Raw genomic sequence first — 13,565 nt, 5'->3', positions numbered from 1 at the left:
TGATGCTCCCTGAATCGAATGGATTGCTTTCGATTGAATTACTTGTTCGGCTTGAAGTGCTTCTGGATACCTTCCCAGCAGCTCGAGTAGTTCTTTTGCAGCGCGTCGGATTCCATTGCCTGCTTCGTCGGATGAAAGGCCAGGCGGGTTTCGAACATGAACGCCATGGTGTCGGTGATGTGCTGTGGCGTCGTGGTGTCGATGCTCGACGCCTTTTCAAACGTTGCCGCATCCGGTCCGTGTCCGCTCATGGAGTTGTGCAGGCTGGAACCGCCTGGCACGAAACCGTCTTCCTTGGCTTCCTTCGCATCGTATTCGCCATGGATCAGCCCCATGAATTCGCTCATGAGATTGCGGTGATACCACGGCGGACGGAAAGTATCCTCCATCACCAGCCAGCGTGGCGGGAAGATGACGAAATCGAGATTCGCGGTGCCCGGTTGCGTCGTCTGCGACGTCAGCACCGTGAAGATGGACGGGTCCGGGTGATCGTAGCTGATCGATCCAATCGTATTGAAACGGCGCAGGTCGTACTTGTACGGCGCGTAGTTGCCATGCCAGGCGACCACGTCCAGCGGCGAATGGTCGATGCTCGCCGACCAGAGGCGGCCCTGGAACTTGGCGACCAGTTCGAAATCGCCCTCGACATCTTCGTAAGCCGCCACCGGTGTGAGGAAATCACGGGGATTTGCCAGGCAGTTGGAGCCGATCGGACCCAGGTCCGGCAGGATCAGGTTGGCGCCGAAGTTTTCGGCAATGTAGCCGCGAACCTCCTTGTCGAGCAGTTCCACGGCAAAGCGCACACCGCGCGGAACAACCGCGATTTCCTGCGGTTCGATATCCAGCACGCCGAGCTCGGTGCGGATCTTCAGGCGGCCCAGCTGCGGCACGATCAGCATTTCGCCATCGGCGTTGTAGAAGTAGCGACCTTCCATCGAGGCATTGGCACAGTACATGTGCACACCGCAACCGCCCTGCGTCTCCGGCGAACCGTTACCGGCTACCGTGAAGATGCCATCGATGAAATCGGTCTTTGCTTTCGGCAGCGGAAAAGGATTCCAGCGCAACTGGTTCGGCGTCGCCGGAAGTTCGCTGAAATGGGAATGGAAGCTGCCCGCAGCCAGCAGGGAAAAATCACCGTGGATGACGGCCGGACGAATACGATACAACCAGCTGCGCTCGTTGTGGGCGCGCGGTGCAGTGAACGCCGTGCCGGTCAGCTGCTCGGCATACAGGCCGAGCGGTGCGACCTGCGGCGAGTTCATGCCTTCCGGCAATGCACCCTCGATCGCCTCCGTGGCGAACTCGTTTCCGAAACCCGACATGTAATTCTTCTTGTCTGCCGACATTTCTCTTTTCCCTTTCTGAACGAAGCGGCCATCCGGCCGCTTCAATCCACTCAGACTTGTTGATTGAAAAGCGTGAGCCTCGAGGGCCGAGGAATCTTGTTTGCTGGTAAGGCGCGGAGCGGCGAGAAAGCGCAACGTATATGGCAATACGTGAGCATTTCGAGCCGCTGCGCAACACCGCCAGCGGGCAAGATAACCGGCTTTACAATACTCCGCGCTTCTCCTGATCCCGCTCGATCGATTCGAAGAGCGCCTGGAAGTTGCCTTCACCGAAGCCTTCATTGCCCTTGCGCTGGATGATCTCGAAGAAGATCGGACCGATCGCGTTCTTCGTGAAGATCTGCAGCAGCTTCTTCGACTTCGTTTCCGGATCGGCATCCATCAGGATCTTGTTCTTCTGCATGCGCTCGATATCTTCGTTGTGATTAGGAATCTTTTCCTCGATCACTTCGTAATAGGTATCCGGCGTGTCCAGGAACTCGAGACCGTTGGCGCGCAGGCCTTCGACGGTGTCGTAAATGTTGTCGGTGAACATGGCGATGTGCTGGATGCCCTCGCCCTTGTATTCACGCAGGTATTCGTTGATCTGCGATTTCTCGTCCGCGGACTCGTTCAACGGGATGCGCACCATGCCATCCGGCGCCGTCATCGCCTTGGACACCAGGCCGGTCTGCGCACCCTTGATGTCGAAGTAGCGGATCTCGCGGAAGTTGAACAGCTTTTCGTAGAAATCGGACCAGGTCTGCATGTTGCCGAACTCGACGTTGTGTGTCAGGTGGTCGACAAAGGTCAGGCCGAGGCCCTTCGGGTTCTTGTCATCGACGATGTACTCGAAGTCGGCGGCGTAGCAATCGCCCTTGTCGCCATACTGTTCGACCATGTACAGCACCGATCCACCGATACCTTCCAGCGCCGGCACGTCCAGCGGCAGGGTTTCCGGCTTCTTGTCGAAGAACTTGGCGTCGTTTTCCTTGGCCAGCTTCTCGGCCTTGGCAGCGTCCTTGACGCGAATCGCAAAACCGGCGGCACAGGGGCCGTGCTCGGCGGCGAAATCCATGGCAAAGCTGCCCGGCTCTTCGTTCAGCAGGAAGTTGACGTCATTCTGGCGATACAGGGTGACCTTCTTGCTCTTGTGCTTCGCGACCGCGGTGAAGCCGAGATTCTGGAACAGCTCGTGCAGCATCTCCGGCTGGGGAGCCGCGTATTCAACGAATTCGAAGCCGTCGACACCCATCGGGTTCTCGAACAGGTCTGCCATGTGACACCTCTTGTTTTAATGAATCTGAATGGTTGCGGAAAGCCCGTCATTATAAAGAATCGGGCCCCATTTATGTACCCGGGGCCACCGGCCGGTGGCCCCGGAGCGCCTTTAGAATCAGCGAGTTAGGGATTCAGGACACTGACCTGGGTCAATTTGACTGTATTTGGCGAAAATTTGACCAGTCGGCATCAACCCCCGAGCTCGGTACGCACGTCCAGCAGCTCGGGAAAGAAGGTCAGTTCCAACGCCTTGCGCAGGAAACCGACCCCGGAAGAGCCACCCGTACCCTGCTTGAAGCCAATGACCCGCTCCACGGTCTTCATGTGCCGGAAACGCCAGAGCTGGAACATTTCTTCCACGTCGACCAGTTTTTCGGCCATTTCGTAGGCCGCCCAGTAACGGTCCCGGTTCTGGTAAATGGTTTTCATGACTGCGGTGACCTTGGCGCTGGCCTCGTAGGGCTGGGACCAGTCGCGCTCGACCCGGTCCTCCGGCACCGGCAGGCCGCGACGAGCCAGGTAGCGCAGGAACTCGTCATACAGGCTGGGTGCTTCGAGGATGCCCTGCAACCAGGCATGGGTATCCTCCGAGTACTCGAAGACCTTGATCATGTCGGGATTCTTGTTGCCGAGGCGGAATTCCAGCGCCCGGTACTGGGCCGACTGGAAGCCGGAGGCGCCACCCAGGACATTCCGGAACTCGGCGTACTCGGAGGGCGTCAGGGTTTCGAGCACCGCCCACTGGTTGAACAGCTGCTGCTGGACCTGCTTGACCCGCGCCAGCACCTTGAAACAGGGCTCCAGCTTGTCCTCGCGGATGGACTCGATCGCGGCGTCAAGCTCGTGCAGGATCAGCTTCATCCACAGCTCGGAGGTCTGGTGCTGGATGATGAACAGCATCTCGTCATGGTGATGGGGTTCTGACAGCGGCTCCTGGGCATCGAGGATCCGATCCAGTCGCAGGTAGCCATCGTAGGTCAGCTGTCCTTTCAGGTCCGTACGGATGCTGCCTTCCAGTTCTCTCTTGTTCATTGGCTTGGATTCCCCGTATCCGTCATGCCTCGGCAGCGGGATTTCCCGTAGCTGCCGGGGTTTTGCTAGAATCGCGCTCTTGCCAAGCCGCCGCCCGGTGATTTCAGCTCCGGGTGGACGGGCTCGGTCGGCCAGAAAAGGTCATTCTAGCAGCCCGGAGCAGGCCATTGCTCACCGGCCTGCCACATTCCAACCACGGCTGCTTACGGCCGTGGCTCTGAACAAATTGCTTTCCCCAAGTCATGCCGGAGCCTTCCGGCTGGCGCGGTCAGGAGGATGTGCCGTTGAAAACCGTCGCTAAATTCGAGATCAAGTACCTCCAGTACTTGGATCAGGACGGCAAGCTTGTTGCCAAGAAGCTGCCGAAGTTTGCCGAGAACACCAAGGAACTTGTCGAGATGTACAAGAAGATGGTGTTTGTCCGTGTCTTCGATACCAAGGCCATCGCGCTGCAGCGCACCGGCCAGCTGGGAACCTATGCCTCCTGCCTCGGCCACGAGGCCGTGCATGTCGGCGTCGGCCTGTCGATGATCCCGGAAGATGTGTTCTGCCCGATGTACCGCGAGTATGGCGCGCAGTTCGAGCGCGGCGTGCACCCGCACGAAGTGCTGATGTTCTGGGGCGGCGACGAGCGCGGCAACAACTTCTCCGGCCCGAAGCACGACTTCCCGTGGGCAGTGCCCATTGCCACGCAGAACCACCACGCGACCGGTGCGGCGTTTGCCCTGAAGTACCAGGGCAAGAAGGCGGCTTCCGTGTCCGTCATCGGTGACGGCGGCACCTCGCAGGGCGACTTCTACGAATCGCTGAACTGCGCCGGCGCCTGGGACCTGCCATCCGTTTTTGTCGTAGCCAACAACAAGTGGGCCATTTCCGTCCCGCTGGAAATCCAGACCCGCTGCGAAACCCTGGCGCAAAAGGGCATCGCCGGTGGCATGGAAAGCCTGCAGGTCGACGGCAACGACATCATCGCCATGCGCGATGCCATGGAAACCGCATTGAAGAAGGCACGCTCCGGCAAGGGCCCGACCCTGATCGAAGCGATGACCTATCGCCTGTCCGACCACACCACGGCCGACGACGCGCGTCGTTACCGCTCCGAGGACGAAGTCGAGGAGAACTGGGCCAAGGAGCCGCTGGTTCGCCTGCGCAAGTACCTGGAGTCGAAGAAGGCCTGGGACGACAAGAAGGAAGACGCCTGGAAGGCCGAATGTGCCAAGCGCGTCGACGAAGAAGTGAAGAAGTACAAGGCTGCTGGCAAGCCGCCGGTGACGGACATGTTCGATCACATGTTCGCCAACATGCCGGAGGATCTGCTCGCCCAGCGTGCCGAAGCGGAAGAGGAGGCCCGCGACCATGGCTAAGGTGACATTGATTGAAGCGCTGACCATGGCGATGGCGCACGAAATGAAGAAGGACGACTCCGTTGTCGTGCTCGGCGAGGACGTCGGCGTGAACGGCGGTGTGTTCCGCGCCACGGCCGGCCTGCAGGAGCAGTTCGGCAAGGAACGTGTCATCGACACGCCGCTGGCCGAAGCCCTGATCGCAGGCATTTCCATCGGCATGGCCTCGCAGGGCATGAAACCGGTGGCCGAGATCCAGTTCTCGGGCTTCATTTACCCGGCTGTCGACCAGATGATCAACCACGCCGGACGCCTGCGCACCCGTACCCGTGGCCGCATGAACGTGCCGATGGTGCTGCGTGCCCCGAGTGGTGGCGGCATCCATGCCCCGGAACATCACTCGGAGTCCAACGAAGCCATGTTCGCGCACATGCCGGGCATTCGCGTCGTCATGCCGAGCTCGCCGCAGCGCGGTTACGGCCTGCTGCTGGCTGCCATCCGTGATCCGGATCCCGTCGTGTTCCTGGAACCGACCCGCATGTACCGCCTGAACAAGCAGGAAGTGGAAGACAACGGCGAAGCACTGCCGCTGGACACCGCTTTCGTCCTCAAGGAAGGCGACGACGTGACGCTGGTGTCCTGGGGCGCGATGATCCACGAGACGCTGCAGGCCGCCAAGCAGATGGAAGAGGAAGGCATTTCCTGCGAGGTCATCGACCTCGCGACCATCAGCCCGGTGGACTACGAGACCGTGCTGGCCTCGGTGGAGCACACCGGTCGCCTGGTCATCATCCACGAAGCACCGCGCACCGCCGGCATGGGCGCCGAAATTGCTGCCGAAGTCGCCGAGAAGGCATTGTTCAGCATCGAGGCCCCGATCCAGCGCGTCGCCGGTTACGACACGCCGATGCCGCTGTTCAAGCTGGAGCATGACTACATGCCGAGCGTGAACCGCATCGTGAAGGCCATCCGCAAGACGCTGGAGGACTGACATGCCGACCACATTCAATCTGCCCGATCTCGGCGAAGGACTGCAGGAAGCGGAAATCGTCGAATGGAAAGTGAAGGAAGGCGACACGGTCAAGGTCGACGATCCGCTGGTTGCGGTCGAAACCGACAAGGCCGTGGTCGACGTGCCCTCCCCGTACAACGGCAAGATCAAGAAGCTGCACTGGGCCAACGGCGACATCGTGCCGACGCATTCCGCGCTGGTCGATTTCGACGAGGTCGATGGTGCGGCGCCGGAAGCGGACGAGCCGCAGCAGGAAGAAAAGAAGGCCCAGGCCGATGACAAGGCCAAGCCTGCGCCCAAGAAAGCCGTCGGCGGCAAGAAAGGTGGCAGCACCTTCAACCTGCCGGACCTCGGTGAAGGCCTGCAGGAAGCCGAGATTGTCGAGTGGAAGGTATCGGTCGGCGACAAGGTCAAGGTCGACGATCCGCTGGTCGCCGTCGAAACCGACAAGGCCGTGGTCGACGTGCCCTCCCCGTACGAAGGCGAAATCACCGCGCTGCACTGGGAAAACGGCGACATCGTGCCGACCCACTCCGCGCTGTGTGATTTCAAGGTCGAAGGCGACGGCTCCGATGACGCTGCCGACGAGCCGGAAACCAAGGAAGTCGCGATGTCGGAAGATTCCGGCACCGTGGTCGGCAAGATGGCGACCTCGGACGCGGACCTCGAAGAGACCGTGGTCATTCGCAAGGGCAAGGGCGCCAAGCGCGAGCGCAAGGCGAAGCCGCGCCCTGCTCCAGCCCAGTCCCAAGCTCAGGCAAAGGCTTTCACCCCGCCGGTGAACATTACCCATGGCACGGGCAAGCCCAAGGCTTCGCCGGCCACGCGCGCCTACGCCAAGGAATGCGGTTGCGACCTCACCCAGGTGCCGGCAACCGGCTCCAAGGGCCAGATCACCAAGGCCGACGTGGACGCCTTCATGAATTCCGGTGGTGCCCAGCAGCAGGCCCAGCCCCAGTCGATGGGAATGGGCGGCATGAGCGTCGGCGGTGGCTGGGACGTGCCGCCGCATGCCGAGGGTGTCACCTTCGGCCCGCAGCAGCTCAAGGGCCCACGCCGCGCCATGCACAAGTCGATGACCGCGGCTCGCAGCCAGGTCATGGAGTGCACGCTGTTCGACGACGCCGACATCCACGGCTGGATGCCTGGCCAGGACATTACCGCGCGCATCATCCGTGCCGTGGTCGCTGGCTGCCGCACCGTGCCGCAGATGAATGCCTGGTATGACGGCGACAAGATGGAAATGACCATCCACCAGCAGGTGGACCTGGCCATGGCTGTCGATACGCCGGACGGCCTGATCGTGCCCGTCATCCGCAATGCCGACACCAAGAATGGCCAGCAGCTGCGCGAGGACCTGAATATCATCAAGCACAAGACCCGTGCTCGCGAAGTCGCACCGGAAGACATGAAGAACCCGACCATCACCCTGTCGAACTTCGGCATGATGGCCGGCCGCTATGCCACGCCGGTGGTGGTGCCGCCGCAGGTCGCAATTCTCGGAACCGGCGGCCTGCGTCATGACGTGGTGCCGGTCATGGGTGGCGTGGAAACGCACAAGCGAGTCCCGCTGTCGATCACCTTTGACCACCGCTGCCTGACGGGTGGTGAGGCCTGTCGCTGGCTTGCGGCGGTCATCAAGGACCTCGAGAAGCCATACTGATCGGCACCCCCGGGTGCAGCATCGAGAAAGGGCGGCCATTGGCCGCCCTTTTTTGTCGAGCACGGATTCACCGCCGGGCGGCGACGGCTGCCAATGGTCGGATTGAAACGGTTGTTTGAGTTTGAAGATGTGCGGATAAACGCTTGATTCTTCATGCAGAAGCGGAAGAAAAGCCCTACAATTAGCGCGTTTTCTGCTCGCCAGAGTCCAGTCATCAAATCACAGCCACGGGGAACGCAAGCACCATGCCGGCGAAGTCGCAGGACCAGAAGAACAAGAAGATCGACAAGTTGATCGCCCAGGCGCGAAAGAAAGCCAGCGCCGAGGAGCGGGATCTGCACGAACACTTCGTTGAACATTATTACAGCGCGGTGGCCGTCGAGGATATCGCTTCGCGCCAGCCTGCCGAGCTCTGCTCCGCCGCACTTGCCCATCTCTCGTTTTCCTGGAAGCGCAAGGCCAGCGAATGCGCAGTGCGCGTCTACAACCCGACGCGCAAGACCCATGGCTACACATCGACGCACACCATTGTCGAGATGGTCAATGACGACATGCCGTTCCTGGTCGATTCCGCCAGCATGGCACTGAACCAGGAAGGCTTTTCGATTCACCTGACCGTGCACCCGATCTTCAAGGTGCAGCGCAATGGCAAGGGCGAGATCGAGGAAGTCGTTGCGCCGCACGACAACCTGATCGGCACTGTGCAGGAATCCTTCATCCGATTCGAAATCGACAAGGTCACCGACAAGCAGGCCCTGAAGGACCTCGAGGATACGCTGCTGTCGGCGATGAACGATGTGCGCCTGTCGGTCGAGGACTGGAGCGAGATGCGCGAACGCGCCTCGGAAATAATCAACCTGCTGTCCAAGACGCCGCCGAAACTGGATCCGGCCGAGGTTGGCGAAGGCATCAAGTTCCTGGACTGGCTGGTCAACAACCATTTCACTTTCCTCGGCTACCGCGAATACGACCTGGTCGAGGAGGATGGCAAGGACGTCCTCAAGGCCGTGCGCGGTTCCGGCCTGGGCATCCTGAGCGACAAGCGCAAGGATGCCTCGCAGAGCCACATCGTTCTGCCGGAAGACATTCGAAAGACGGCCCGGGCTCGCGAACTGCTGATCATTACCAAGGCCAATTCCGTAGCCACCGTGCATCGCCCTTCCTACCTGGACTACATCGGCATCAAGCGATTCGATGCCGACGGCAATGTCGTTGGCGAACGCCGCTTCCTCGGCCTGTTCACATCCAGCGCCTATTCGCGCTCGCCGCGTGACATTCCGCTGCTGCGCCAGAAGGTCGAGCAGGTCATGCTGCGCTCGCGCCTGCCCTTCAACTCGCACGCCGGCAAGGCCTTGCTGCACATTCTCGAAACCTTCCCGCGTGACGAGCTGCTGCAGGCTTCGACCGACGAACTGTTCCGGATCGCGACCGGCGTGCAGCAGTTGCAGGAGCGCCAGCGCGTCAAGGTATTCATTCGTCGTGATTCCTTTGGCCGTTATTTCTCCTGCCTGATCTACGTGCCGCGTGATCGATACAACACGCAGATTCGTGAAAAGATCATGTTGCTGCTGAAGGATCGACTCAACGGTCATCATGTCGACTCTTCTGCGCAGATATCCGAATCGGTACTGGCCCGCGTGCACCTGATCGTGCGCACCACGCCCTGGAAATTCCCCAGCATCGATGTTGCAAGCCTGGAACAGGACATCGAGGAAATCGTGCGCTCCTGGCTCGACCGCCTGCGCGATGCGGTGGTCGACATGTATGGCGAGGAGCATGGCTTGCGCCTGTATGGTCGCTTCGCAGAAGCGTTGCCGCCTGCTTACCGCGAGGACGTGAAGCCGAAGGCTGCCGCATTCGACCTGGAACGCATGAGCGGCCTGGTCAATGACGATGTCCTGCAGATGTCGTTGTATCGACCGCAGCACAACCCGAAGGGCCTGTGGCGGTTCAAGGTTTTCAATCGCGAACAGCCGCTGCCGATTTCCGATGCCCTGCCGATGCTCGAGAACATGGGTCTCAAGGTCATTTCGGAACGCCCCTACGAAGTCGAGCTGGATGACGGCGGTATCATCTGGATCCAGGATTTCGACATCATCTACAGCGATGCCAACGGCATCCAGCCGGAGGATGTGAAAGACATCTTCCAGGAAACCTTTGCCCGTGTCTGGGCCGGACAGGCCGAGAACGACGGCTTCAACAAGCTCGTGCTGAGCGCCCAGCTGACCTGGCGCCAGGTGGTCCTGGTAAGGGCCTATTGCAAGTACCTGATGCAGACCGGCATGCCGTTCTCGCAGGCATACATGGAACAGACCCTGGTTCGCAATGCCGGCCTGGCCCGCGAGCTGGTCGAGCTTTTCGAACTCAAGTTCGATCCGAAAGCCAACAAGCAGCGCGACAGCCAGGTGAAGGAACGCATCAAGGCATTCCGTGCCGGTCTGGAAGCTGTCAGCAGCCTGGATGATGATCGCATCCTGCGCGCCTTCCTGAATGCCCTGACCGCCACGCTGCGCACCAACTTCTACCAGCAGGACGCCGACAAGAACGACAAGGACTACATTTCCTTCAAGTTCGATCCCAGCCGCATCCCCGAGCTGCCGCTACCGAAGCCCGCATTCGAGATCTGGGTCTATTCGCCCCGTGTCGAGGGCGTGCACCTGCGTGGTGGCTCGGTTGCGCGCGGTGGCCTGCGCTGGTCGGATCGTCGCGAAGACTTCCGCACGGAGATCCTCGGCCTGATGAAGGCCCAGCAGGTAAAGAACACCCTGATCGTGCCGGTTGGCTCCAAGGGCGGTTTCGTCGTCAAGCAACCCCCGTCCAGCCCGGATCGCGAAGCGCAGCTGGCCGAAGGCGTTGAATGCTACAAGACCTTCCTGCGCGGCATGCTGGACATCACCGACAACATCGTCGATGGCAAGATCAAGCCGCCCAGCCAGGTCTGTCGCCACGATGAAGACGATCCCTACCTGGTCGTTGCGGCCGACAAGGGCACGGCCACCTTCTCCGACATCGCCAACAGCCTGTCGGAGGAATACGGTTTCTGGCTGGGTGACGCCTTTGCGTCCGGCGGTTCGGTGGGCTACGACCACAAGGGCATGGGCATCACGGCCCGCGGTGCCTGGGAATCGGTAAAGCGACACTTCCGCGAAATCGGCATCAACACGCAGTCCACCAATTTCTCGGTGGTCGGCATCGGCGACATGGCCGGTGATGTCTTCGGCAACGGCATGCTGTTGTCACGCCACATCAAGCTGAAGGCCGCCTTCAATCACATGCACATCTTCCTCGATCCCTTCCCGGATCCGGAGGCCTCGTTCAAGGAACGCGAGCGCATGTTCCGACTGCCGCGCTCCAGCTGGGAGGACTACGACACCAGCGTGATTTCCAAGGGTGGCGGCGTGTTTTCACGATCGGCCAAGAGCATCAAGCTCTCGGAAGAAGTCCGTGAGGCGCTCGGTATCGAAGAAACCGAGATGACCCCGAACGAACTGATTCGCGCCATCCTGCTGGCGCCGGTGGACCTGCTGTGGAACGGCGGTATCGGCACGTACGTCAAGGCACGCAGCGAAACCAATGCAGACTGCGGCGACCGTGCCAACGATGCCGTGCGTGTCAATGGTTCCGAGCTGCGCTGCCGCGTGGTCGGCGAAGGTGGCAACCTGGGGCTGACCCAGCTGGGGCGCATCGAGTACGCCCTCAAGGGTGGTCGTGCCAATACCGACTTCATCGACAATGCCGGCGGCGTTGACTGCTCCGACCACGAGGTCAACATCAAGATCCTGCTGAACATCGCCATGACCGATGCGGCCAGCAAGAAGAAGCTCAGCGAAAAACAACGCAACAAGCTGCTGGCCGACATGACGGACGAAGTCTCCGAGCTCGTGCTCCGGGACAATTACCTGCAGACCCAGGCCATCTCGGTTGCCGAGGCGCAGGCGCCGACGCGCATTACCGAACATGCCTGGCTGATGCGCATTCTCGAACGCGAGGGTCGTCTCAACCGCCAGCTCGAGTTCCTGCCCAACGAGGAAGAACTGGCCGACCGTCGAGCCGCCACCAAGGGCCTGACGCGCCCCGAGCTGTCGGTCTTGTTTTCCTACGCCAAGATGGACATCTACGACGACCTGCTGGAGTCCGATGTACCGGAAGACAGCTACCTGTCGCGAGAGCTCGAACATTACTTCCCGGCGCCACTGCGCAAGCGTTACCCGGACCTGATGCCGGAGCACCGCCTGCGCCGCGAGATCATCGCGACTGCGATCACCAACAGCATGGTGCATCGCATGGGTCCGACCTTCGCGCATCGCATGCGCGAGGAATCGGGTTCCAGCATGGCGGAAGTTGCGAAGGCCTACACCATCGCCCGCGAAGTGCTGGGCATGCGTGCCATCTGGTCGGAGATCGAGAGCCTGGACAACAAGATCCCGGCCAACCTGCAGATCACCATGAACGTGCAGTGTGCCCGCCTGGTCAAGCACGTGACCCACTGGCTGCTGGATCGGCCGGAGAATGCGGCCGACATCGCGGATGCCGTTGATCATTACGCACCGGGCGTGAACGAACTGCTCGGTGTACTGGATGACGTCATGGGGCCGCTGGAAGTGAACCAGCTGAACGAAGGCATCCAGCAGTACATCGACCTTGGCGTGCCGGAAGTCCTGGGGCGCAATATCGCATCGCTTCGACCGCTGTATTCCGCCCTCGATATCGTCGATATCGCGGACGGGGTCAAGCTGTCCATTACCGATATCGCCCGCGCCTACTTCCATATCGAGACGCGCCTGGAGCTTGGCTGGTTGCGCGAGGAAATCGAAAACCTGCCGGTGGATGGACACTGGCAGGCCATCGCACGTGGCACGCTGCGTGACAACCTTTATGTCCAGCAGCGTCGTCTCGCAGGACTGGCCCTGAAAGGCAAGCGCAAGGCCAAGGATGCCGAGGACATTGCCCGACAGTGGCTGGAAGAGCGGCAGCAACGCGTGCAGCATGCCCATCGCGTCCTGTCCGACATGCGCACGGCGGGTGCCCTCGACTTTGCCACCGCCTCGGTTGCCCTGCAGGAAATTCGCAAGCTCGGCTGATGACATTCACACTGCATCCACGACTGGCGGCAGACACCTTTCTTGTGGGTGATCTGCCGCTGTGCCGCGTGCTGTTGATGAACGATGCCAATTTCCCCTGGCTCATACTCGTGCCGCGACAGGCCGATCGACGCGAAATCCATGAACTGGCGGAAGCGGATCAACAACGCTTGGTGACAGAAGTCAGCCTGGCCAGCCGGCAACTGCAGGCTTGGGCGCAGGCTGACAAGATGAACGTCGCGGCCCTCGGCAACCAGGTGCCGCAATTGCACGTGCACGTGATCGCGCGCCGGGAAACCGACCCTGCCTGGCCGCGCCCGGTCTGGGGCGTCCTGCCACCGGACCCCTATCCCCAGCAACAGGCCGACACTCAACTTGCTGAATTAAAAGCACTTTTTGAGTTCTAGGCTATTTATCCCAGTTTTGTAAGCATTTTCGGATTCCGTGGCCAGCGTCCGCGTTTTTGCGTCATCTATCACACTTTTTCAGGAATTATGTATCACACTCGAAGCGTGACTCATGTTGCGTGGAGGGTAACCGGATGAAAGTCGGTGAGATCATGTCGGGAGACTTCCCGGCCCTGGATTGTGATGCGACCGTCGCCGATGTGGAGAGCGCGCTGGAAAACAGCAAATGCTCCTTCGCTGCCATCCTCAAGCCCGACCAACGACCGTTTGGCTACGTATCGCAGGTTGACGTACTCCGTTGCAAACAGGATCCGTCCAACAACCCCAAGGCAGTTCATGCCTGGGAAATCTGCAATACCCGTCCAGAGATCGCGCACTTCAGGGACGAGGTCTCTGAGGTGGTCGGCCGCCTGCTGAC

At 60.6% G+C, this 13,565-nt stretch carries 9 protein-coding genes; 6 read left to right on the top strand and 3 right to left on the bottom strand.

The window, feature by feature from the left end:
• Window positions 1–38: 38 nt before the first annotated feature.
• The 3 genes from hmgA to kynA all read right to left on the bottom strand — a co-directional run bounded on the left by hmgA (window position 39) and on the right by kynA (window position 3,641).
• Window positions 39–1,349 (bottom strand): homogentisate 1,2-dioxygenase, encoded by a 1,311-nt coding sequence (gene hmgA, locus R3217_04355; GenBank protein ID MDX1454670.1) that lies wholly within the window; start codon window positions 1,347–1,349, stop codon window positions 39–41.
• Between the two features lie 202 nt (window positions 1,350–1,551).
• Window positions 1,552–2,607: a 4-hydroxyphenylpyruvate dioxygenase gene (gene hppD / locus R3217_04350; protein ID MDX1454669.1), complete on the bottom strand. Its 1,056-nt coding sequence runs from the start codon at window positions 2,605–2,607 to the stop codon at window positions 1,552–1,554.
• 191 nt (window positions 2,608–2,798) lie between these two features.
• Window positions 2,799–3,641, bottom strand: coding sequence for a tryptophan 2,3-dioxygenase (kynA, locus tag R3217_04345; GenBank protein ID MDX1454668.1), 843 nt, complete (start codon window positions 3,639–3,641; stop codon window positions 2,799–2,801).
• Window positions 3,642–3,925: 284 nt separating this feature from the next.
• Between kynA and pdhA the strand changes: the two genes are divergently transcribed.
• From pdhA to R3217_04315, 6 genes are all read left to right on the top strand, one after another.
• Window positions 3,926–5,005 carry a pyruvate dehydrogenase (acetyl-transferring) E1 component subunit alpha gene (gene pdhA, locus R3217_04340; protein MDX1454667.1) on the top strand — a complete coding sequence of 360 codons (1,080 nt, stop codon included), beginning with the start codon at window positions 3,926–3,928 and terminating at the stop codon, window positions 5,003–5,005.
• The gene (locus R3217_04335) at window positions 4,998–5,975 is read left to right on the top strand and encodes an alpha-ketoacid dehydrogenase subunit beta (protein MDX1454666.1); all 978 of its coding nucleotides are present in this window, start codon (window positions 4,998–5,000) and stop codon (window positions 5,973–5,975) included. The genes pdhA and R3217_04335 overlap by 8 nt, the downstream gene beginning before the upstream one ends.
• Window position 5,976: 1 nt before the next feature.
• Window positions 5,977–7,659 (top strand): 2-oxo acid dehydrogenase subunit E2, encoded by a 1,683-nt coding sequence (locus R3217_04330; GenBank protein MDX1454665.1) that lies wholly within the window; start codon window positions 5,977–5,979, stop codon window positions 7,657–7,659.
• Between the two features lie 245 nt (window positions 7,660–7,904).
• Entirely contained in the window at window positions 7,905–12,740 is a 4,836-nt protein-coding gene (locus R3217_04325) for an NAD-glutamate dehydrogenase (GenBank protein ID MDX1454664.1), read from the top strand.
• A complete protein-coding gene (locus R3217_04320) occupies window positions 12,740–13,147 on the top strand; it encodes an HIT domain-containing protein (protein ID MDX1454663.1) in 408 nt (135 codons plus the stop codon). Before R3217_04325 ends, R3217_04320 begins: the two co-directional genes overlap by 1 nt.
• 134 nt (window positions 13,148–13,281) lie before the next feature.
• Window positions 13,282–13,565 (top strand): CBS domain-containing protein (locus R3217_04315; GenBank protein ID MDX1454662.1); only part of this gene is annotated, 284 nt, incomplete at its 3' end.

It is taken from the genome of Gammaproteobacteria bacterium (genome assembly GCA_033720895.1).
GTDB lineage: Bacteria > Pseudomonadota > Gammaproteobacteria > Natronospirales > JAJUFS01 > JAWWBS01.
The sequence above is the reverse complement of the archived record's forward strand: the minus strand, read 5'-3'. Positions and strand labels throughout refer to the sequence as shown.